Source organism: Streptomyces sp. NPDC058239, from assembly GCF_042882185.1.
Classification (GTDB): Bacteria; Actinomycetota; Actinomycetes; order Streptomycetales; family Streptomycetaceae; genus Streptomyces.
Map to the genome: position 1 here is coordinate 69,267 of NZ_JBHVWS010000007.1, position 20,677 is coordinate 89,943.

Sequence of the window (20,677 nt, forward strand, 5' to 3'; positions counted from 1 at the left end):
CGCCCCGCCCGTAACCCCGTACGGAGAACCGCGATGAACCTGCTGCTCGCCGAGGTGGCCCAGGCCACCCAGCGGCTGGCCGACGCCGGTGTGCCTTCACCGCGATTCGACGCGGAGGAGCTCGCCGCTTTCGTGCACGGCGTCAAGCGGGGCGAGCTGCACCATGTGCCGGACGCCGACTTCGACGCCCGCTACTGGGAGGCCATCGCCCGCCGCGAGGCCCGCGAACCGCTGCAGCACATCACCGGACGCGCCTTCTTCCGCTACCTGGAGCTCCAGGTCGGACCCGGTGTCTTCGTCCCCCGCCCGGAGACCGAATCGGTCGTCGGCTGGGCGATAGACGCCGTCCGCGCGATGGATGTCGTCGAGCCGCTCATCGTCGACCTCTGCAGTGGATCGGGCGCCATCGCCCTGGCCATGGCGCAGGAGGTTCCCCGCTCGCGCGTGCACGCCGTCGAGCTCTCCGACGACGCCGTGAAGTGGACCAGGAAGAACGCCGAGGGGTCGCGGGTCACCGTCCACCACCAAGACGCGCTCACGGCCCTTCCCGAGCTGGACGGCCAGGTCGACCTGGTCATCTCCAACCCGCCGTACATCCCGCTCACCGAATGGGAGTACGTGGCACCCGAGGCCCGTGACCACGACCCGGAGATGGCCCTCTTCTCCGGCGAGGACGGCCTCGACACCATCCGCGGCATCGAACGCACCGCGCACCGCCTGCTGCGCCCCGGTGGCCTCGTCGTCATCGAGCACGCCGACACCCAGGGCGGCCAGGTGCCGTGGATCTTCACGGAGGAACGCGGCTGGGCCGATGCGGCCGACCATCCCGACCTGAACAACCGGCCGCGGTTCGCCACGGCCCGCAAGGCCATGCCGTGACCGGCGGCCACCACCCGCACGACCCGTACCCGCCATACCCGTACACGCTTGAGGAGGCCGGCTGATGGCACGGCGATACGACTGCAACGACGCGACCGACCGTACGACGGGTCTGCGTGAGGCCGCGTCGGCCGTCCGCCGCGGCGAACTGGTCGTGCTGCCCACCGACACCGTGTACGGGATCGGTGCGGACGCCTTCAGTACCGAGGGCGTCACCGACCTGCTGGACGCCAAGGGCCGCGGCCGCAACATGCCGACGCCCGTCCTGATCGGATCCCCGAACACCCTGCACGGACTGGTCACCGACTTCTCCGAGCAGGCCTGGGAACTCGTCGACGCCTTCTGGCCCGGCGCCCTCACGCTCGTCGCCAAGCACCAGCCGTCGCTGCAGTGGGACCTCGGGGACACCCGCGGCACCGTCGCGATCCGGATGCCGCTGCACCCGGTCGCCATCGAGCTGCTCACCGAGGTCGGCCCGATGGCCGTCTCCAGCGCCAACCTCACCGGACACCCGGCCCCCGAGGACTGCGACGCCGCCCAGGAGATGCTCGGCGACTCCGTCTCCGTCTACCTCGACGGCGGGGCGACGCCCGGCATCGTGCCCTCGTCGATCGTCGATGTGACCGGCAAGGTCCCCGTACTGCTGCGCGCCGGTGCGCTCTCCGTCGAGGAACTCCGCAAGGTGGTACCCGACCTCGAGGTGGCCAATTGACCGCCCCTGAGGGGCGTGGCATAGCGGGGCAGGCCGACACTTTCCGCATCCTCCACGTCAGCACCGGCAATGTCTGCCGCTCACCGATCACCGAGCGGCTGACCCGGCACGCCCTGGTGGACCGCCTCGGCGATCAGCTCAGCGGCGGACTGATCGTGGAGAGTGCGGGCACCTGGGGCCACGAAGGCGCCCCCATGGAGGCCAACGCCGAGATCGTCCTCGCCGACTTCGGCGCCGACACCACCGGCTTCGTCGGCCGGGAACTGCTCGACGAGCATGTGATCCGTGCCGACCTGGTGCTCACCGCCACCCGCGACCACCGGGCACAAGTGATCTCGATGGGTCACTCGGCCGGCCTGCGGACCTTCACCCTCAAGGAATTCACCCGGCTGGTCCGCGCCATAGACCCCGCCACGCTGCCCGACCCGCGCGACGAGGGTGTGGTCGAGCGCGCCCGCGCACTGGTCCGTGCCGCGGCCGCGCTGCGCGGCTGGCTGCTGGCCCCCACCGCCGACGCCGACGAGGTGTACGACCCGTACGGTGCCCCGATCACGTTCTTCCGGTCCATCGGCGACGAGATCAACCAGGCCCTCGACCCGGTCGTCACCGCACTGACCGGCGTACCCGCCCCGCACTGACGCCTGCGCCTGCGCCACTCTGACGGCCGCACACACGAGCCCGGTACAGGGGGCCCAACGGGTGTACGGTGTCGCCGCACAGCAGGCAGGGGGCCCGTCACGGGCCTACATTGGAGCTGACGCCAGCGCACCCCTCCCCAGGCCCGGAGCCGTCAGATGCCGGTCACCACTCCTGCCGCACCCACCTTCGCCGCCCAGGCCGCCCTGCCGCAGGATTTCGGCGCCCTGCTCCGGGAGGACCCGGAGATCGCCGCCGTGCTGCTGGAGGAGCTGCACCGGCAGTCGAGCACCCTGCAGCTGATCGCCGCCGAGAACTTCACCTCGCCCGCGGTCCTCGCCGCCCTCGGCTCACCGCTCGCCAACAAGTACGCCGAGGGCTACCCCGGCGCCCGCTACCACGGCGGCTGCGAGCAGGCCGACGCCGCCGAACGCATCGCCTGCCGGCGGGCCACCTCGCTCTTCGGCGCCGAACACGCCAACGTCCAGGCGCACTCCGGATCCTCCGCCGTCCTCGCCGCATACGCGGCCCTGCTGCGCCCCGGCGACACGGTGCTCGCGATGGGACTCCCGTACGGCGGGCATCTCACCCATGGCTCGCCCGCCAACTTCTCCGGCCGCTGGTTCGAGTTCATCGGCTACGGAGTGGACTCCGAGAGCGGCCTGATCGACTACGAACAGGTGCGCACCCTGGCCCGTGCGCACCGCCCCAAGGCGATCGTCAGCGGCTCGATCTCGTACCCCCGCCATCCCGACTACGAACTGTTCCGGGAGATCGCCGACGAGGTGGGCGCGTATCTCATCGCCGACGCCGCGCATCCGATGGGGCTGATCGCCGGGGGAGCGGCGCCGAGTCCCGTCCCGTACGCCGACGTGGTCTGCGCGACCACGCACAAGGTGCTGCGCGGTCCGCGCGGCGGGATGATCCTGTGCGGTGCGGAGCTGGCCGAGCGGATCGACCGGGCGGTCTTCCCGTTCACCCAGGGCGGCGCGCAGATGCACACGGTCGCCGCGAAGGCCGTCGCGTTCGGGGAGGCGGCCACTCCGGCGTTCACGGCGTACGCCCATCGTGTGGTGGCCCATGCCCGGGTGCTGGCCGCGGGTCTGGAGGCCGAGGGCTTCGAGGTCACCACGGGCGGTACGGACACCCACCTGATCGTCGCGGACCCGGGTCCGCTGGGCGTCGACGGACCCACTGCCCGCACGCGGCTGGCCGGGGCGGGCCTGGTGCTGGACACCTGCGCGCTTCCGTACGGGGACGCCCGGGGCATCAGACTCGGTACCGCGGCGGTCACCACCCAGGGCATGGACGACGCCGACATGGCACGGCTGGCCGTGCTCTTCGGAGCCGCGGTGCGTGAGGAGGGCGACATTCGCGCGGAGGTTCAGGAACTGGCCCGGAAATATCCGCCCTATCCGGGGTAGACGTGATCCGTGCAACCATCGGTCCGGCCTTCGTGTCCTCAACCATGAGCCCGACGTAGTTAAGGTGTGGGCTGAGATGGCCGGCGAAATCTATGGGGCAGCCCGTGCGTGATTATCTGCTGACGCTCTGTGTCACGGCTGCGGTTACCTATCTGCTGACCGGCCCGGTGCGCAAGTTCGCCATCGCGGTCGGGGCGATGCCCGCGATCCGTGCGCGTGACGTCCACCGAGAACCGACACCGAGGCTCGGTGGCATCGCCATGTTCGGCGGACTGTGCGCCGGACTGATCGTCGCGGACCATCTGTACAACCTCGACGGCGTCTTCCAGCTCTCCAACGAACCGCGGGCGCTGCTCTCCGGGGCCGCGCTGATCTGGCTGATCGGTGTTCTGGACGACAAGTTCGAGATCGACGCACTGATCAAGCTCGGCGGGCAGATGATCGCCGCCGCGGTCATGGTCATCCAGGGCCTGACGATTCTGTGGCTGCCGATCCCCGGTGTCGGCACCGTCGCGCTCACCCAGTGGCAGGGAACGCTGCTCACGGTCGCCCTGGTCGTCATCACCATCAACGCGGTCAACTTCGTCGACGGCCTGGACGGTCTCGCGGCGGGCATGGTGTGCATCGCCTCCGCCGCGTTCTTCCTGTACACGTACCGCCTCTGGTACGGGCACATGATCGAGGCGGCGGCCCCCGCGACGCTCTTCACGGCGATCCTGATGGGCATGTGCCTGGGCTTTCTGCCGCACAACATGCATCCGGCCCGGATCTTCATGGGCGACTCGGGGTCGATGCTGATCGGGCTGGTGCTGGCGGCCGGTGCGATCTCGGTCACCGGGCAGGTCGACCCGGACACGATGAAGCTCTTCGCCGGCAGTGAGCGCGAGGCCACCCACGCGATGCTGCCGGTCTTCATCCCGCTGCTGCTGCCGCTGACCATCATCGCGATCCCGGCCGCCGACCTGGTGCTGGCGATCGTGCGGCGTACGTGGAATGGGCAGTCGCCGTTCGCGGCGGACCGGGGCCATCTGCACCACCGGCTGCTGGAGATCGGCCATTCGCACAGCAGGTCCGTGCTGATCATGTACTTCTGGTCGGCCCTGATCGCCTTCGGCGCGGTCGGCTACTCCGTGCACTCGGCGTCCCTGTGGATCGTGCTGGTGGTCATGGGGCTGAGCGCGCTGGGCCTTGTACTGCTGCTGATGCCCCGCTTCACCCCGCGGGCGCCGTACTGGGCGGAACGCTTCGTACCGCCCCGCTACCGTCGTCGCAGCAGCAAGGGCGAGGTGCCCGAGGCGGAACCTTCATCTGCGCACGAGGCCCAACAGGGGCTACTGGAAACGCAGATGGGGCAGGAGGGGCACGAGCTCCAGGAGCGGGTCCCGATCGTCGTGGGAGTCTCCGGCGTCAACGGGGCGACTGCCATCGGCCCCCGTTCGCGTTTTTCGGACAGAGATAAGGCCGATTCCTCGCACTGACGATTCGGTCATCGAGGGGCATTACCAGACAATGTATTGAGTTGTCTTGCTCACACGCGCAGATTCACTCTCATGTGTGACGGCAAGCACACTTTCTTGGTAAAGACCTCATCAAATAGTTTGTGATACCGTTCACGAAGCCCGGTGACAGAGCCGAAGGATCTGAGTAGCACGGTCCCTCGGCCCGAGGCATCGACTCGGACCGGGCCTACGCTCGTCCATGACGACACACTGCCCACCCCCTGCAAGCGGAGCTGCCGCCATGCCGTCCAACGACGCCCGGACTCTCCTCCAGACCGCCGTACCCACCGCTGTCGCCGGCGCTGTTGCCGCCGCCATCAGCGGTGGCGTTGCCGGTGGCAAGGGAGCCCTGGGTGCGGTCGTTGCGACGATCGTGGTGATCCTCTTCATGGGGATCGGACTCATGGTCCTGCAACGGACCGCGAGGTCCCTGCCTCACCTGTTCCAGGCGATGGGGCTGATGTTGTATACGGCTCAGCTTCTCCTGCTGTTCATTTTTGTCGCCGCATTCAAGAACACCACGCTGTTCAACCCGAAGGCCTTCGCGATCACGCTGGTCGTGACGACCCTCGTGTGGATCGGCGCACAGGCGCGTGCGCACATGAAGGCCAAGATCCTTTACGTCGAACCCGAGTCCGACAAGGGCGAAAAGCCCAAGAACACGGGGTCGAAGACGTGAAGGGTAGGGGCGGAATAAGTGCAAGTCCAGGACCCTGCTATCGTCCGGTTCCAACTGCGGCACTGCGGGCGCGGGCATGTGAGCTGACGCCTGCTCGATCGCGAGGCTCAATGCCTGACTGCCGCTCACACATCCGTAACACCAGTCCAGTGCCGAACCGCGGCTGCGCGCCGCGCCGACACAACGAGGTTGCCGTACCTATGCGCCACGCTGAAGGAGCCCGCGGTGAGTGCTGACCCGACACAGGTGCTCGCCTTCGAGACCGATTGCCACATCTTCGACGGTTGTGGTTTCCCGGCACCCGGCCTGCACTCGTTCCTGTTCGAGCCCCTCTGGGGCGACGCGGACAGCAACCTGTACTTCAACAAGCCGATGCTGCTGGCCCTGCTCGGCTCGATCATCATCGTCGGTTTCTTCTGGGCCGCCTTCCGTAAGCCGAAGGTCGTCCCGGGCAAGCTGCAGATGGTTGCCGAGAGCGGCTACGACTTCATCCGTCGCGGCATCGTCTACGAGACGATCGGCAAGCGTGAGGGCGAGAAGTACGTCCCGCTCGTTGTCTCGCTGTTCTTCTTCGTCTGGATGATGAACCTCTGGTCGATCATCCCGGTCGCTCAGTTCCCGGTGACGTCGATCATTTCGTACCCGATCGTGCTGGCCGTGATCGTGTACATCCTGTGGGTCAGCCTGACCTTCAAGCGGCACGGATTCGTGGGCGCCCTCAAGAACATCACCGGCTACGACAAGTCGCTCGGCGCGGTGCTCCCGCTGGCCATGCTCATCGAGTTCTTCTCGAACCTGCTGGTCCGCCCCTTCACCCACGCGGTGCGACTCTTCGCGAACATGTTCGCCGGTCACACCCTCCTGCTGCTGTTCACGATCGCCAGCTGGTACCTGCTCAACGGCATCGGTATCGCTTACGCCGGCGTCTCGTTCGTGATGGTCATCGTGATGACCGCGTTCGAGCTCTTTGTCCAGGCGCTTCAGGCGTACGTCTTCGTACTCCTGACCTGCACCTTCATCCAGGGCGCGCTCGCCAAGCACCACTGAGCATCTCGCGCTCCGCCTTATTCGTCCGGTGGCCAACCCCCACCGGTCCTTGAAAGAGAAGGAAGACTGGCATGTCCCAGACCCTCGCCGCTGTCACCGGCGACCTGAAGGCTCTCGGCTCCATCGGTTACGGCCTCGCCGCCATCGGCCCCGGCGTCGGCGTCGGCATCATCTTCGGTAACGGCACCCAGGCCCTCGCCCGCCAGCCCGAGGCCGCCGGCCTCATCCGCGCCAACCAGATCCTCGGCTTCGCCTTCTGTGAGGCGCTCGCCCTGATCGGTCTGGTCATGCCGTTCGTCTACAGCTCCTGATCTTCAGGCCGACGGACAGTAAACCGAGACGAAAGGCACTGATGTGAACCCCCTGGTTCAGCTCGCGGCCGAAGAGGCGGAAAACCCGCTCATCCCGCCGATCCCTGAGCTCGTCATCGGTCTCATCGCCTTCCTCATCGTCTTCGGCTTCCTCGCCAAGAAGCTCCTCCCGAACATCAACAAGGTTCTGGAAGAGCGCCGCGAGGCCATCGAAGGCGGTATCGAAAAGGCCGATGCGGCCCAGACCGAGGCCCAGAGCGTGCTTGAGCAGTACAAGGCTCAGCTCGCCGAGGCCCGCCACGAGGCCGCGCGCCTGCGCCAGGAGGCGCAGGAGCAGGGCGCCGTGATCCTGCAGGAGATGCGGGCGGAAGGCCAGCGGCAGCGCGAGGAGATCATCGCTGCCGGCCACGCCCAGATCGAGGCCGACCGCAAGGCTGCGGCTTCCGCGCTGCGTCAGGACGTGGGCAAGCTCGCCACCGACCTGGCCGGCAAGCTCGTCGGCGAGTCCCTCGAGGACCACGCCCGGCAGAGCGGCACCGTCGACCGTTTCCTCGACGAGCTCGAGGCGAAGGCCGAGGCTGTCCGATGAACGGCGCGAGCCGCGAGGCACTGGCTGCCGCACGTGAGCGTCTCGACGCGCTGACCGACAACACGTCGGTCGACGCGGCGAAGCTCGCCGAGGAGCTGGCTGCCGTAACGGCGCTGCTCCAGCGCGAGGTCTCACTGCGGCGGGTCCTCACCGACCCGTCGCAGGCCGGCGAGGCCAAGGCCGAGCTGGCCGGACGGCTGCTGCGCGGTCAGGTGGGCGGCGAGACCGTCGACCTGATCTCCGGCATGGTCCGCTCCCGCTGGTCGCAGTCGCGTGACCTGGTCGACTCGGTCGAGGAACTGGCGAACACCGCAGACCTCACCGCCGCCCAGCGCAGCGGGGACCTCGACGACGTCGAGGACGAGCTGTTCCGGTTCGGCCGGATCGTCGCCTCCGACAAGGAGCTGCGCGCCGCGCTCACCAACCGGTCCGCGTCCGTCGCCGCCAAGAGCGAGCTGCTGCACAGCCTGCTCGGCGGCAAGGCACGGCCCACCACCGAGCGCGTCGTCGTGCGGCTTGTCACCCAGCCGCGTGGACGTAGCCTGGAAGCGGGACTCGAGTCCCTCTCCAAGCTTGCCGCGGAGCGCCGGGACCGCATGGTCGCCGTGGTCACCTCGGCAGTGCCGCTGAGCGATCAGCAGAAGCAGCGTCTCGGCGCCGCACTGGCGAAGATCTACGGACGGCCGATGCACCTGAATCTCGATGTGGACCCCACGGTCCTCGGCGGGATCGTGGTGCGGGTCGGTGACGAGGTCATCAACGGCACCATCGCGGAGCGCCTCGACGAGGCAACCCGTCGCATGGCCGGCTGACGAGCGCAGCGCAGCAACAGAACAGAGCAAGACCAGCGGCCCGGTTGGGCCGTGCAGAAATTGCAGAAGATTCCTGGGGGTCGGCCCCCAGACCCCCTTAAGAAACTTCGGGCCCAACAAGGAGAGCAGGGAACCCAGATGGCGGAGCTCACGATCCGGCCGGAGGAGATCCGGGACGCGCTGGAGAACTTTGTCCAGTCGTACAAGCCGGACGCGGCCTCGCGCGAGGAGGTCGGTACGGTCAGCGTTGCCGGCGACGGCATCGCAAAGGTCGAGGGTCTTCCCTCGGCCATGGCGAACGAGCTGCTGAAGTTCGAGGACGGCACCCTCGGTCTCGCCCTCAACCTCGAGGAGCGCGAGATCGGTGCGATCGTCCTCGGCGAGTTCAGCGGCATCGAAGAGGGCCAGCCGGTGCAGCGCACCGGTGAGGTGCTCTCCGTCGGCGTCGGCGAGGGTTACCTCGGCCGCGTCGTCGACCCGCTCGGCAACCCGATCGACGGTCTCGGCGAGATCGCGACCGACAGCCGACGCGCCCTCGAGCTGCAGGCCCCTGGCGTCATGGTCCGTAAGTCGGTGCACGAGCCGATGCAGACCGGCTACAAGGCCGTCGACGCCATGGTGCCGATCGGCCGCGGCCAGCGTCAGCTGATCATTGGCGACCGTCAGACGGGTAAGACCGCTCTGGCCGTCGACACGATCATCAACCAGCGCGACAACTGGCGCTCGGGCGACGTGAACAAGCAGGTGCGCTGCATCTACGTCGCCATCGGTCAGAAGGGTTCCACCATCGCCTCCGTGCGTGGTGCCCTGGAAGAGGCCGGCGCGCTCGAGTACACGACCATCGTCGCCGCCCCGGCGTCCGACCCGGCCGGCTTCAAGTACCTGGCGCCGTACACCGGTTCGGCCATCGGCCAGCACTGGATGTACCAGGGCAAGCACGTCCTGATCATCTTCGACGACCTCTCGAAGCAGGCCGACGCCTACCGCGCCGTGTCGCTTCTGCTGCGCCGTCCGCCGGGCCGCGAGGCCTACCCGGGCGACGTCTTCTACCTGCACTCGCGTCTGCTGGAGCGCTGTGCGAAGCTCTCCGACGAGATGGGCGCCGGTTCGATGACGGGCCTCCCGATCGTCGAGACCAAGGCGAACGACGTGTCGGCGTTCATCCCGACCAACGTCATCTCCATCACCGACGGCCAGTGCTTCCTTGAGTCCGACCTGTTCAACGCCGGCCAGCGTCCGGCCCTGAACGTCGGTATCTCGGTCTCCCGTGTCGGTGGCTCCGCCCAGCACAAGGCGATGCGCCAGGTCTCCGGCCGACTCCGTGTCGACCTCGCCCAGTACCGCGAGCTGGAGGCGTTCGCCGCCTTCGGTTCCGACCTGGACGCGGCTTCGAAGGCGTCGCTGGAGCGCGGTAAGCGCATGGTCGAGCTGCTGAAGCAGCCGCAGTACCAGCCGTACCCGGTCGAGGAGCAGGTCGTCTCCATCTGGGCCGGCACCACCGGCAAGATGGACGACGTCCCGGTCGAGGACATCCGTCGCTTCGAGAGCGAGCTGCTGGAGTACCTGCGCCGTGAGCGCAAGGACCTCCTGACCAGCATCGCCGAGGGCGCCAAGATGTCCGACGACACGCTGCAGTCGGTCGCCGACGCGGTGGCCGCCTTCAAGCAGCAGTTCGAGACCTCGGACGGCAAGCTCCTGGGCGAGGGCTGATCGATGGGCGCTCAGCTTCGCGTTTACAAGCGCCGCATTCGCTCCGTCACCGCCACGAAGAAGATCACCAAGGCGATGGAGATGATCGCCGCTTCGCGCATCGTCAAGGCGCAGCGCCAGGTGGCGGCGTCGACGCCGTACGCGACCGAGCTCACCCGTGCGGTGACCGCGGTGGCGACCGGCTCCACCACCAAGCACCCGCTGACCACCGAGGCAGACGCTCCGGCCCGGGCCGCGATCCTGCTCATCACGAGCGACCGCGGTCTGGCCGGCGGTTACTCCGCCAACGCCATCAAGGCGGCGGAGCGACTGACCGAGCGTCTGCGCGGTGAGGGCAAGGAGGTCGTCACCTATGTGATCGGCCGCAAGGGTGTCGCCTACTACGGCTTCCGTGAGCGCAAGATCGCGGACTCGTGGACCGGCTTCACCGACAGCCCGACGTACGCGGATGCGAAGCGGGCTGCGGCCCCGCTGATCGAAGCGGTCACCCAGGAGACCGCCGAGGGCGGCGTGGACGAGCTGCACATCGTCTTCACGGAGTTCGTGTCGATGATGACGCAGAACCCGGTGGACAACCGGATGCTGCCGCTCAGCCTCGACACGACGAAGGAAGAAGAGGGCAAGGGCGAGATCCTGCCGCTCTTCGACTTCGAGCCGTCGGCGGAGGACGTCCTCGACGCCCTGCTTCCGCGGTACGTCGAGAGCCGGATCTACAACGCACTGCTGCAGGCCGCTGCTTCCGAGCACGCTGCCCGCCGCCGTGCGATGAAGTCGGCCACCGACAACGCCGGAGATCTCATCAAGAGCCTCTCCCGGCTTGCCAACGCGGCCCGCCAGGCCGAAATCACCCAGGAAATCAGCGAGATCGTCGGTGGTGCCAGTGCGCTGGCCGACGCGACCGCGGGGAGTGACAAGTAATGACGACCACAGTTGAGACGGCCGTTGCCACGGGCCGCGTCGCCCGGGTCATCGGCCCGGTCGTCGACGTGGAGTTCCCCGTCGACGCGATGCCGGAGATCTACAACGCGCTGACCGTCGAGGTGGCCGACCCGGCCGAGGACGGCAAGCTCAAGAAGCTGACGCTCGAGGTCGCACAGCACCTCGGCGACGGCGTGATCCGCGCGATCTCGATGCAGCCCACCGACGGTCTGGTCCGCCAGGCCCCGGTGACCGACACGGGCAACGGCATCACGGTCCCGGTCGGCGAGGTCACCAAGGGCAAGGTGTTCAACACCCTCGGTGAGATCCTGAACAAGCCCGAGGCCGAGGCCGAGGTCACCGAGCGCTGGCCGATCCACCGCAAGGCGCCCAACTTCGACCAGCTCGAGTCCAAGACCGAGATGTTCGAGACCGGCGTCAAGGTCATCGACCTTCTCACCCCGTACGTCAAGGGTGGAAAGATCGGTCTGTTCGGTGGTGCCGGTGTCGGCAAGACCGTTCTGATCCAGGAAATGATCTACCGCGTCGCCAACAACCACGACGGTGTGTCGGTGTTCGCGGGCGTCGGTGAGCGTACCCGTGAGGGCAACGACCTCATCGAGGAGATGCAGGAATCGGGCGTCATCGACAAGACGGCGCTTGTCTTCGGTCAGATGGACGAGCCGCCGGGCACGCGTCTTCGTGTGGCGCTGGCCGGTCTGACCATGGCGGAGTACTTCCGCGATGTGCAGAAGCAGGACGTGCTCTTCTTCATCGACAACATCTTCCGGTACACCCAGGCCGGCTCCGAGGTGTCCACCCTGCTCGGCCGTATGCCGTCCGCGGTGGGTTACCAGCCGAACCTGGCCGACGAGATGGGTCTGCTGCAGGAGCGCATCACGTCGACCCGCGGTCACTCGATCACCTCGATGCAGGCGATCTACGTCCCCGCGGACGACCTGACCGACCCGGCCCCGGCCACCACCTTCGCCCACCTCGACGCGACGACGGTTCTCTCCCGTCCGATCTCCGAGAAGGGCATCTACCCGGCCGTGGACCCGCTGGACTCCACGTCCCGGATCCTGGACCCGCGTTACATCGCGCAGGACCACTACGACACCGCCATGCGGGTCAAGGGAATCCTGCAGAAGTACAAGGACCTCCAGGACATCATCGCCATTCTCGGTATGGACGAGCTCGGCGAGGAGGACAAGCTCACGGTCTTCCGCGCCCGTCGCATCGAGCGCTTCCTGTCCCAGAACACCCACGTCGCCAAGCAGTTCACGGGCGTGGACGGTTCGGACGTTCCGCTCGACGAGTCGATCGCCGCGTTCAACGCGATCGCCGACGGTGAGTACGACCACTTCCCGGAGCAGGCGTTCTTCATGTGCGGTGGCATTGAGGACCTCAAGGCCAACGCCAAGGAGCTCGGCGTCTCCTGAGCCCATGGCTCACCGAGGGGGGCGGGTGCGTCTCGCCCCCCTCACCACGCCCCGTAGAATTGACCCAACACCCGGCATGAACGGCCGGGTGGTGACCCGAGGAGCCACCCTTGGCTGCTGAGCTGCACGTCGAGCTGGTCGCCGCGGACCGCAGTGTCTGGTCCGGCGAGGCCACCCTGGTCGTCGCGCGCACCACGTCCGGCGACATCGGCGTCATGCCCGGTCACCAGCCGCTTCTGGGTGTGCTGGAATCGGGCCCGGTGACGATCCGTACGAGCGATGGCGGGACCGTGGTCGCCGCTGTGCACGGCGGTTTCATCTCGTTCGCGGACGACAAGCTCTCGCTGCTCGCGGAGATCGCGGAGCTGGCGGACGAGATCGATGTCCAGCGCGCCGAGCGTGCGCTGGAGCGTGCGAAGTCGGACACGGACGCCGCCTCCGAGCGGCGCGCCGAAGTGCGACTGCGTGCGGTGGCGGTGCGCTAGCGCACCGCGACAACGTAGCTTTACCCTCAGCCGCGGCCCGAGCTGGAGACCACTCCAGACCGTGCCGCGGCTGAGGCGATGCAGGTGCAGTTCTGGCGGTATCCGTTACTCGACGACGCGAGGAGGTCGGTGGAGATGTTCCTCGCGCTGTGGGTGGGCGGGCTGGTCGTCGCACTGATTGCGGTTGGTCTCTTCGTCTTCGGTCTGCGCAGGCGGCTGATTCAGCGCTCCGGTGGGACCTTCGACTGCAGCCTGCGATGGAATGTGCCGGAGGAGCCCGATCTCTCGGGCAAGGGCTGGGTGTACGGGGTCGCCCGGTACAGCGGCGACCGGATCGACTGGTTCCGGGTCTTCTCGTACGCTCCCCGCCCGCGCCGGGTCCTGGAGCGTTCCGCGATCGAGGTGGTCGCCCGTCGGCTGCCCGAGGGCGAGGAGGAACTGGCGCTCCTGTCCGACGCCGTGGTGCTCGGCTGTCTCCATCGTGGGATCCGCCTGGAGCTGGCCATGAGCGAGGACGCGCTGACCGGGTTCCTCGCCTGGCTGGAGGCGGCTCCGCCCGGCCAGAGGGTGAATGTGGCCTGAGTCCGAGGTCCGAACGACGTGGCCGCGAGGCCCGTACGGCAGGCGACGAAAAACCGGGGAGACAGGGGGCGGACCTGTCTCCCCGGCTGCTTTCCGGGGTTGTGCGCGGTACTGAGTGGGGGTTACTTCAGACCGTTGTTGATCGCGCCGACGAGTTCACCATTGGCGGTGTCACCGCTGAACTCCCAGAAGAACGCACCTCCCAGGCCCTGGCCCTTCGCCCAGGTCATCTTGGACGCGATGGTGGCCGGGGTGTCGTAGCTCCACCAGTTGGTGCCGCAGTGTGCGTACGCCGTACCGGCGATCGTGCCGGTGGCCGGGCAACTGGTCTTCAGGACCTTGTAGTCCTCGATGCCCGCTTCGTACGTACCGGGGGCTGCTCCGGTGGCGGTGCCGCCGGGCGCGTCCTGGGTGACACCGGTCCAGCCGCGGCCGTAGAAGCCGATGCCGAGCAACAGCTTCGAGGCCGGGACGCCCTGGGCCTTCAGCTTGGCGATGGCGTCGGCGGAGTTGAAGCCGGCCTGCGGGATGCCGCTGTAGGAGGTGAGCGGGGAGTGCGGGGCGGTCGGGCCCTTCGCCTCCCAGGCGCCGAAGAAGTCGTATGTCATCACGTTGTACCAGTCCAGGGACTGGGCGGCGCCTGCGTAGTCGGTGGCGTCGATCTTGCCACCGGTGGAGGCGTCGGCGGTGATGGCGGCCGTCACCAGGTTGTTGCTGCCGAACTTCGTGCGCAGCGCCGAGGTGATGCCCTTCAGGGCGGCCGGACCGCTGGTGTCGCAGGTCAGACCGCAGGCGTTGGGGTACTCCCAGTCGATGTCGATGCCGTCGAAGACATCGGCCCAGCGGGGGTCCTCGACCAGGTCGTAGCAGGACTGGGCGAACGCGGCCGGGTTCTTCGCGGCCTCACCGAAGCCTCCGGACCAGGTCCAGCCGCCGAAGGACCACAGGACCTTGATGTTCGGGTACTTCGCCTTGAGCTTGCGCAGCTGGTTGAAGCTGCCGCGCAGCGGCTGGTCCCAGGTGTCGGCGACGCCGTCGACGGACTTGTCGGCGGTGTACGCCATGTCGTAGTCGGCGTAGGCGTCACCGATTGCGCACTTGCCGCCGGTCACATTGCCGAAGGCGTAGTTGATGTGTGTGATCTTCGCGGCCGAACCCGAGGTGTCCAGGTTCTTGACGTGGTAATTCCGGCCGTAGACACCCCAGTCGGTGAAGTAACCGAGGTTGACCTTGCCGCCGGTGCCGGGGTCGGGGTTGCCGCCGCCACCGGTGGTGTGGACCTTGACCGCGCCGCTGACCGGACCGGTCTGGTCGGCGGTGTCACGGGCCTGCACGGTGTACGAGTAGTCGGTGCCCGCGGTGAGACCGGTGTTGGTGTACGTCGTACCGGTGACCGTGGCGACGACGGCGCCGTCGCGCAGGACGTCGTAGTTCTTGATGCCGTTGTCGTCGGTCGCGGCGGTCCAGCTCAGCTTGGCCGAGGTGTCGGTGATGGAGCTCGCGGTGGGGGTGCCCGGCGCCGAGGGGGCGTTGTCGCCGGGGACGCTGCCGCCGTCGCAGGAGGCGCCGTTCAGCTTGCAGCCGGTGGGGGCGCCGGATCCGGTGCCGTTGAAGCCGAAGGACACGCTGGCGCCCGGTGCGACCGAGCCGTTCCAGTCGACGTTCTTGGCGGTCCAGTGGGTTCCGGAGCTGGTGACGGTGGCGTCCCAGGCGGAACCGACCGCGGTGCCCGAGGGGAAGTCCCACTCGATGGTCCAGGAGGAGAGGGCGGTGGTGCCGGTGTTCTTCACCGTCCACTGGCCCTCGAAGCCGCTGCCCCAGTCGGACTTCTTGAGATACGTGGCCGTTGCCGAGGTGGCGGCTTCGGCGGGGGAGGCCAGGCCGACCATCGCGGCGAGCGGGAGAAGCAGTGCGGTGAGGCCCGCGACCGCTCTGGATCTGGTGGCTCTTCCGGCCCCGAGTCTGAATCGGGTCCGGCGTAGGGGGGTTTGAGTGCTCAACGGTGCTCCTCGGGTGAGGTCCGGACAAACGGGGGTGGTCCGTGGACTGCAAACCCTGCGCCGCCCTGAGCGCGCCTTGTCATGGCGCACTCACCGCAGTGTGCTCGGTGAGATTAGGAAGGTCTGGACCAATCGTCAAGAGGTCCAGACCAAAGTTCGTAGCTAAACCTCAGATGCCCAACTCCTGTGCCAGTACCGCCGCCTGGACGCGGCTGCGCAGCCCCAGCTTGCCCAGCAGCCTGCTGACGTGTGTCTTCACGGTCGCCTCGGCCATCGAGAGGCGGACCGCGATCTCGGCATTCGACAGCCCCGCGCCGAGACAGCCCAGCACCTCCCGCTCCCGCCGGGTGAGTGCATGGAGCACCGCGGGGTCGGGCGCGTTCGCAGGCCGTACGGGGGTGGTCCCGGCGAACTCCGCGATCAGGCGGCGCGTCACGGCCGGGGCGATCATTCCCTCGCCGCGCGCCACCGTGCGCACCGCTTCGAGCAGATCGTGCGCATCGGCGTTCTTCAGCAGAAAGCCCGCCGCTCCCGCCCGCAGTGCCCCGAAGACGTACTCGTCCAGATCGAACGTCGTCAGCACCAGCACATCCGCGAGGTGCTCGGCGACCACCTGCCCGGTCGCCGACACCCCGTCGAGGCGCGGCATCTGAATGTCCATCAGCACCAGATCCGGCCGTAGTTCGCGGGCCAGGCGCACCGCCTCCTCGCCGTCCCCGGCCTCGCCGACGACCTCGATGTCCGGCGCGCTGCGCAGAATGAGCACCAGCCCCGCACGGACGGCCGACTGGTCCTCGGCGACGACAACCCGGATCGTCATGGCCTCACGGTCCCTTCCTCCACGGGCAGTTCGGCCCGTACCCGCCAGATCTTCGTCCCGCCGTCCGCACTCACCGGACCCGCCTCGATCGCTCCGCCCAGCAGCGCCACCCGCTCCCGCATCCCCACCAGGCCGGCCCCCGACCCGGGTGCGCGCGGCCCCGGACGGTCGCCGAGCACACTGCTGACCTCCACCGTGAGCAGTTGCCCGGCCCGCCCGAGCCGTACCACGACCGGGCCGGGCGCGGCATGCTTGAGCGCGTTCGTCAGGGACTCCTGGACGATCCGGTAGGTGGCCAGCTCGACCGGCGCGGGCAGCGGGCCCTGATCGTCGCGGGTGTCCTCGAAGGTGCAGGTCAGTCCGCTCGACGCGGCGTTCGTGCGGGTCTGCCCGACCAACGCGTCCAGCGAGGCGAGCGTCGGCGAGGCGCTCGGCTCCGGGTTGGCGCCGCCGGTGCGGAGCAGCCCGATCAGCCGGCGCATCTCGGCGAGACCGTCGACGCTGTTCTCCCGGATCACCCCCAGCGCGTCGCGCGAGGTGCCGGGGTCGTCGATGGAGAGGGCGGCGGTGGAGTGGATGGCGATCGCGGAGAGATGGTTCGCCACCATGTCGTGCAGCTCGCGGGCCATCCGGGTGCGCTCGGCGGTCACCGCCTGGGTGCGGTCCATCTCGGCCAGCAGCGCGGTCTGATCGGCGCGCAGCCTGGCGGTCTCGGCGGCGTCGCGGTGGTTGCGGACGCTGACCCCGGTGATGGCGGGCAGGAACGAGATCATGCCGCTGACCACGCCGATGAGCAGCGCCTGGGGATTGCGGAACCACGCCAGGAATCCGATCGTGACCGCGACCGTGATCAGGAACGTGGTCACCGGGATTCGGCGGGCGGCGGCCGGTGACCCGTACAGGACGGCCGCGTACATCAGATCGGTGAACATCAGGACCGTCGCCAGATTGCCGACCGTGAACTGGTCCGCGACCAGTGCGAGCGTGCCGATGACCAGCGCCGTCTGCGGGGCGGTCCTGCGTACCAGTTCGAGCGCGGAGACGACGGCGAGCGGCAGCAGGGAGATCCAGGGGGCGACGAAGGTCCGGTTGCCCTGCATGTGCAGTCCGAGCATCCACAGGAACAGACCGCCGCAGAGACCGCTGGCAGCGATGAGCACGTCGTGGCGGTGCGGGCGGGCGTAGGGGAGCACCCTCCTATCCAACACGGCGGCTTCCCCGCGGACCTCCGTACCGAGGGTGAGGTGGGAATACATCGAAGTATGCAGTCACGGTTCGTCACTGCCGACGACGATTCCGGACACCTCGGCCGGAAGGCTGGAGGGAACGGGAAGGAGAAGTGACGTGATCGTCACGCTGATCGTGCTCTGCGAAGTCGCCTTCTGGGTGCTGCTGGCTGCGGGGCTCGCACTGCGGTACCCGGCGAAGAAGCCGCGGCTGGGCGCGGCCGTGCTGCTGTGCGAGCCGCTGCTGGAGGTCGTGCTGCTGGTGGTGACGGCCATCGACCTGAAGAACGGGGCCGAGCCCGACTGGAAGCACGGGCTCGCCGCGGTCTACATCGGCTTCACGGTGGGGCTCGGCCACTCCACGATCCGCTGGGCCGACGCCCGGTTCGCCCACCGCTTCGCGGGCGGGCCGCCGCCGGTGAAGCCGCCGAAGTACGGCATGGAGCGCGCGGCGCACGAGTGGCGGGTCGCGGCGCGGTGGACGGTCGCGGCCGTGACGGCGATGGCGCTGCTGCAGGCGGCGATCTGGTACGTGGGCGGGGACGGGGATGTGACGTCGCTGCAGTCGTGGCAGCAGAGGATGCTGTTCGTGATCGGGATCAACGTGGTCGTCGCGGGGAGCTACACGGTGTTCCCGAAGCGGGAGGGGGCGGGGCGCTGAGAGATCCGGACGGGCTTGATCCTCAAGCCCGTCCGGCGCTTGACGACAACGACCGCTACCGCTCGCCGCCAGGTACCCACAGCACGTCGCCGACCTCCTTGTTCGCCGTCCTCGCGAGGATGAACAGCAGGTCGGAGAGGCGGTTGAGATACGTCGCCGTCAGCGCGTTCATCACCTCACCGTGCACTTCCAGGGCCGCCCACGTGGACCGCTCCGCACGCCGGACCACCGTGCACGCCTGGTGCAGCAGCGCCGCCCCCGGCGTACCGCCCGGAAGGATGAAGCTGCGCAGCTTCTCCAGCTGCTCCAGGAAGTGGTCGCAGTCCGCCTCCAGCTTGTCGACGTAACTCTGCTCGACCCGCAGTGGTGGATACTTCGGGTCCTCGACGACCGGCGTCGACAGATCCGCGCCCACGTCGAACAGGTCGTTCTGCACACGGACGAGGACCTTCACGACATCCTCGGAGAGCTGCCCGAGCGCGATCGCCGTACCGATGACGGCATTGGCCTCATTGGTGTCGGCGTATGCGGAGATCCGCAGATCGGTCTTGGCGGTCCGGCTCATGTCGCCGAGGGCGGTGGTGCCCTGATCGCCGGTGCGGGTGTAGATACGTGTCAGATTGACCATGCGGCCAGCCTAGTTACGCACCGGCTCTGCGGAAGACACGTGTGCCCACCGTCACGGCGAGTGCCGCGAAGCCGAGGGCGACCAGGACGCCGTACAGCATGGAGGCGGTGGCGTACTGACCGATGTACGCGTCCCGGATCGCGTCCACCGGATAGCGCAGCGGCATGAAGTGGGAGAGGACGTCCAGCCAGCCGGGCGCGAGGGCCATCGGCAGCATCAGGCCCGACAGCAGCATCGACGGCATGGAGACCGAATTCACGATCGGGCCGAACTCCTGCGGCCTGTCGACCTTCAGCGCCACCGCGTACGACAGGGAGCCGAGGGAGACGGTCAGCAGGGCGACGAACGCGAACCCGACGAGCACCCCGGCAAGCGGCGCCCGCAGGCCCATGAGCAACGCGGCGAGAACCAGCAGCACCGCCTGGAAGACGAACAGAGCGGCATCCCGCAGCACCCGGCCCAGCAGCAGCGCGAGACGGCTGACGGGCGTGACGCGCATCCGTTCAACGACCCCGTAGTTCTTCTCGACGATGATCGAGAAACCCGAGAACAGGGCGCCGAACAAGCTGAGTTGGAGCAACAGTCCCGGCACGAGCACCTGCCAGGAACTGCCGCGCGACCCCAGAGGCAGGTTGGTCAGCAGCGGTCCGAACAGAAGAAGGTAGAGCAGCGGCATCAGCACGCCGAAGAGGATCTGGAACTTGGAGCGCAGGGTCTGGCGGGCGTAGCGCCCGAAGATCAGCGCGGTGTCCTGCAAGAGCATGTCTCTCAACGTCCTATACGGCTACGGGGGTGGAGTCGGCCGGCGCCGGGCCGCGGCCGGTGATGGCGAGGAACGTGTCCTGGAGGGTCGCGTCGATCGAGCCGCCGTGTGCCAGCTTCAGCGCGCCCGGCGTGCCCTCGGCCGCCACGACGCCCTTGTCGACGATCACGAGCCGGTCGGAGAGAGCGTCCGCCTCGTCGAGGTAGTGCGTGGTCAGGAAGACCGTGGTGCCGTGCTCGTCGCGCAGTCGGCGGACCAGGTCCCAGAGGTCCGCGCGGCTCGCCGGGTCCAGACCCGTCGTCGGCTCGTCCAGGAACAGGACCCGGGGGCGGTGCGTGAGCCCCATGGCGATGTCGAGGCGGCGCCGCTGGCCGCCGGAGAGCGCCGCGGTCCTGCGGTCCAGCAGGTCCACCAGATCCAGGTCGTGTGCCAACTCCTCGGCACGCTCGATCGCTCGGGGCTTCGGCAGGCGGTAGAGCCGTCCTTGGGTGACCAGTTCCTCCCGCACGGTCACATTCGGGTCGACACCGCCGGACTGGGCCACGTAGCCGACGGCTCGGCGCACTCCGACGGGGTCGGCGGCCAGATCGCAGCCGGCCACGGTGGCCGCGCCGCCGGTGGGCGGCAGCAGGGTCGTGAGCATGCGCAGGGTCGTGGTCTTTCCGGCCCCGTTCGGGCCGAGGAAGCCGAGGATCTCGCCCGGCGCGACGGTCAGGTCGATGCCGCGCACCGCCTCGACCGGGCCGCGTTTCGTCTGGAAGGTACGGGCCAGACCGGCCGTACTGATGATGGTCATGAGCCCAGAAAAACAGAGTCACTGAAATTTTGCAATGACACCAAAAATTCAGTGAGCC

At 68.2% G+C, this 20,677-nt stretch carries 22 protein-coding genes; 16 read left to right on the forward strand and 6 right to left on the reverse strand.

Annotated elements, in window-relative coordinates:
• The first annotated feature begins 33 nt into the window (after positions 1–33).
• The 15 genes from prmC (at position 34) to ACFVYE_RS11525 (ending at position 13,725) form a co-directional block, all read left to right on the forward strand.
• Positions 34–879 (forward strand): peptide chain release factor N(5)-glutamine methyltransferase, encoded by an 846-nt coding sequence (gene prmC, locus ACFVYE_RS11455; RefSeq protein ID WP_114246669.1) that lies wholly within the window; start codon positions 34–36, stop codon positions 877–879.
• Positions 880–943: 64 nt separating this feature from the next.
• Positions 944–1,591 (forward strand): L-threonylcarbamoyladenylate synthase, encoded by a 648-nt coding sequence (locus tag ACFVYE_RS11460; protein WP_383959676.1) that lies wholly within the window; start codon positions 944–946, stop codon positions 1,589–1,591.
• Positions 1,588–2,229, forward strand: coding sequence for a protein-tyrosine-phosphatase (locus ACFVYE_RS11465; protein WP_383959674.1), 642 nt, complete (start codon positions 1,588–1,590; stop codon positions 2,227–2,229). The genes ACFVYE_RS11460 and ACFVYE_RS11465 overlap by 4 nt, the downstream gene beginning before the upstream one ends.
• Positions 2,230–2,385: 156 nt before the next feature.
• Complete coding sequence (gene glyA, locus ACFVYE_RS11470) at positions 2,386–3,651, forward strand: serine hydroxymethyltransferase (protein WP_383959672.1); 1,266 nt, start codon at positions 2,386–2,388, stop codon at positions 3,649–3,651.
• A gap of 92 nt (positions 3,652–3,743) precedes the next feature.
• Entirely contained in the window at positions 3,744–5,129 is a 1,386-nt protein-coding gene (locus ACFVYE_RS11475) for an MraY family glycosyltransferase (RefSeq protein WP_389605186.1), read from the forward strand.
• Positions 5,130–5,391: 262 nt separating this feature from the next.
• A complete protein-coding gene (locus ACFVYE_RS11480) occupies positions 5,392–5,829 on the forward strand; it encodes a hypothetical protein (protein WP_383959668.1) in 438 nt (145 codons plus the stop codon).
• A gap of 210 nt (positions 5,830–6,039) precedes the next feature.
• Entirely contained in the window at positions 6,040–6,876 is an 837-nt protein-coding gene (gene atpB, locus ACFVYE_RS11485) for a F0F1 ATP synthase subunit A (RefSeq protein ID WP_383959777.1), read from the forward strand.
• 71 nt (positions 6,877–6,947) lie between these two features.
• Positions 6,948–7,187: a F0F1 ATP synthase subunit C gene (locus ACFVYE_RS11490; protein WP_383959666.1), complete on the forward strand. Its 240-nt coding sequence runs from the start codon at positions 6,948–6,950 to the stop codon at positions 7,185–7,187.
• A 43-nt stretch (positions 7,188–7,230) separates the two neighbouring features.
• Positions 7,231–7,776, forward strand: coding sequence for a F0F1 ATP synthase subunit B (locus tag ACFVYE_RS11495; protein WP_383959664.1), 546 nt, complete (start codon positions 7,231–7,233; stop codon positions 7,774–7,776).
• Positions 7,773–8,588, forward strand: coding sequence for a F0F1 ATP synthase subunit delta (locus ACFVYE_RS11500; RefSeq protein WP_383959662.1), 816 nt, complete (start codon positions 7,773–7,775; stop codon positions 8,586–8,588). The genes ACFVYE_RS11495 and ACFVYE_RS11500 overlap by 4 nt, the downstream gene beginning before the upstream one ends.
• A 138-nt stretch (positions 8,589–8,726) precedes the next feature.
• Positions 8,727–10,298: a F0F1 ATP synthase subunit alpha gene (atpA, locus tag ACFVYE_RS11505; RefSeq protein WP_383959660.1), complete on the forward strand. Its 1,572-nt coding sequence runs from the start codon at positions 8,727–8,729 to the stop codon at positions 10,296–10,298.
• Positions 10,299–10,301: 3 nt separating this feature from the next.
• Positions 10,302–11,216, forward strand: coding sequence for a F0F1 ATP synthase subunit gamma (locus ACFVYE_RS11510; RefSeq protein WP_388734444.1), 915 nt, complete (start codon positions 10,302–10,304; stop codon positions 11,214–11,216).
• Positions 11,216–12,658, forward strand: a complete 1,443-nt coding sequence (gene atpD / locus ACFVYE_RS11515) for a F0F1 ATP synthase subunit beta (RefSeq protein WP_383959656.1) — start codon at positions 11,216–11,218, stop codon at positions 12,656–12,658. Before ACFVYE_RS11510 ends, atpD begins: the two co-directional genes overlap by 1 nt.
• A 110-nt stretch (positions 12,659–12,768) precedes the next feature.
• Entirely contained in the window at positions 12,769–13,143 is a 375-nt protein-coding gene (locus ACFVYE_RS11520) for a F0F1 ATP synthase subunit epsilon (RefSeq protein WP_093898532.1), read from the forward strand.
• A 135-nt stretch (positions 13,144–13,278) separates the two neighbouring features.
• Positions 13,279–13,725, forward strand: coding sequence for a DUF2550 domain-containing protein (locus ACFVYE_RS11525; protein WP_383959775.1), 447 nt, complete (start codon positions 13,279–13,281; stop codon positions 13,723–13,725).
• Positions 13,726–13,847: 122 nt separating this feature from the next.
• On the opposite strand, the gene ACFVYE_RS11530 is transcribed toward ACFVYE_RS11525, so the two are convergent.
• From ACFVYE_RS11530 to ACFVYE_RS11540, 3 genes are all read right to left on the reverse strand, one after another.
• Complete coding sequence (locus ACFVYE_RS11530; protein WP_389605190.1) at positions 13,848–15,725, reverse strand: glycosyl hydrolase family 18 protein; 1,878 nt, start codon at positions 15,723–15,725, stop codon at positions 13,848–13,850.
• A gap of 169 nt (positions 15,726–15,894) precedes the next feature.
• Complete coding sequence (locus tag ACFVYE_RS11535) at positions 15,895–16,545, reverse strand: response regulator (RefSeq protein WP_383959652.1); 651 nt, start codon at positions 16,543–16,545, stop codon at positions 15,895–15,897.
• Positions 16,542–17,738, reverse strand: coding sequence for a sensor histidine kinase (locus tag ACFVYE_RS11540; protein WP_389605304.1), 1,197 nt, complete (start codon positions 17,736–17,738; stop codon positions 16,542–16,544). The genes ACFVYE_RS11535 and ACFVYE_RS11540 overlap by 4 nt, the downstream gene beginning before the upstream one ends.
• Positions 17,739–17,889: 151 nt before the next feature.
• Here ACFVYE_RS11540 and ACFVYE_RS11545 point away from each other — a divergent pair, with 151 nt between their 5' ends.
• Positions 17,890–18,432, forward strand: coding sequence for a hypothetical protein (locus ACFVYE_RS11545; RefSeq protein WP_389605193.1), 543 nt, complete (start codon positions 17,890–17,892; stop codon positions 18,430–18,432).
• Positions 18,433–18,487: 55 nt separating this feature from the next.
• On the opposite strand, the gene ACFVYE_RS11550 is transcribed toward ACFVYE_RS11545, so the two are convergent.
• Genes ACFVYE_RS11550 through ACFVYE_RS11560 form a run of 3 tightly spaced genes read right to left on the reverse strand, consistent with a single transcriptional unit; the run spans position 18,488 to position 20,619 of the window.
• Positions 18,488–19,060, reverse strand: coding sequence for a cob(I)yrinic acid a,c-diamide adenosyltransferase (locus tag ACFVYE_RS11550; protein ID WP_114246685.1), 573 nt, complete (start codon positions 19,058–19,060; stop codon positions 18,488–18,490).
• A 13-nt stretch (positions 19,061–19,073) separates the two neighbouring features.
• The gene (locus ACFVYE_RS11555; RefSeq protein WP_383959648.1) at positions 19,074–19,823 is read right to left on the reverse strand and encodes an ABC transporter permease; all 750 of its coding nucleotides are present in this window, start codon (positions 19,821–19,823) and stop codon (positions 19,074–19,076) included.
• 13 nt (positions 19,824–19,836) lie between these two features.
• A complete protein-coding gene (locus ACFVYE_RS11560) occupies positions 19,837–20,619 on the reverse strand; it encodes an ABC transporter ATP-binding protein (RefSeq protein WP_389605195.1) in 783 nt (260 codons plus the stop codon).
• Positions 20,620–20,677 lie beyond the last annotated feature (58 nt).

Excerpts from the sequence above, each read along its gene's own strand:
- ACFVYE_RS11475 (WP_389605186.1), top strand. The coding sequence starts at position 3,744 with ATGGGGCAGCCCGTGCGTGATTATCTGCTGACGCTCTGTGTCACGGCT.
- ACFVYE_RS11500 (WP_383959662.1), top strand. The coding sequence starts at position 7,773 with ATGAACGGCGCGAGCCGCGAGGCACTGGCTGCCGCACGTGAGCGTCTC.
- ACFVYE_RS11560 (WP_389605195.1), bottom strand. The coding sequence starts at position 20,619 with ATGACCATCATCAGTACGGCCGGTCTGGCCCGTACCTTCCAGACGAAA.
- atpA (WP_383959660.1), top strand. The coding sequence starts at position 8,727 with ATGGCGGAGCTCACGATCCGGCCGGAGGAGATCCGGGACGCGCTGGAG.
- ACFVYE_RS11550 (WP_114246685.1), bottom strand. The coding sequence starts at position 19,060 with ATGGTCAATCTGACACGTATCTACACCCGCACCGGCGATCAGGGCACC.
- ACFVYE_RS11555 (WP_383959648.1), bottom strand. The coding sequence starts at position 19,823 with ATGCTCTTGCAGGACACCGCGCTGATCTTCGGGCGCTACGCCCGCCAG.
- ACFVYE_RS11480 (WP_383959668.1), top strand. The coding sequence starts at position 5,392 with ATGCCGTCCAACGACGCCCGGACTCTCCTCCAGACCGCCGTACCCACC.
- ACFVYE_RS11490 (WP_383959666.1), top strand. The coding sequence starts at position 6,948 with ATGTCCCAGACCCTCGCCGCTGTCACCGGCGACCTGAAGGCTCTCGGC.
- ACFVYE_RS11525 (WP_383959775.1), top strand. The coding sequence starts at position 13,279 with ATGTTCCTCGCGCTGTGGGTGGGCGGGCTGGTCGTCGCACTGATTGCG.
- prmC (WP_114246669.1), top strand. The coding sequence starts at position 34 with ATGAACCTGCTGCTCGCCGAGGTGGCCCAGGCCACCCAGCGGCTGGCC.
- ACFVYE_RS11460 (WP_383959676.1), top strand. The coding sequence starts at position 944 with ATGGCACGGCGATACGACTGCAACGACGCGACCGACCGTACGACGGGT.
- atpD (WP_383959656.1), top strand. The coding sequence starts at position 11,216 with ATGACGACCACAGTTGAGACGGCCGTTGCCACGGGCCGCGTCGCCCGG.
- ACFVYE_RS11510 (WP_388734444.1), top strand. The coding sequence starts at position 10,302 with ATGGGCGCTCAGCTTCGCGTTTACAAGCGCCGCATTCGCTCCGTCACC.
- glyA (WP_383959672.1), top strand. The coding sequence starts at position 2,386 with ATGCCGGTCACCACTCCTGCCGCACCCACCTTCGCCGCCCAGGCCGCC.
- ACFVYE_RS11535 (WP_383959652.1), bottom strand. The coding sequence starts at position 16,545 with ATGACGATCCGGGTTGTCGTCGCCGAGGACCAGTCGGCCGTCCGTGCG.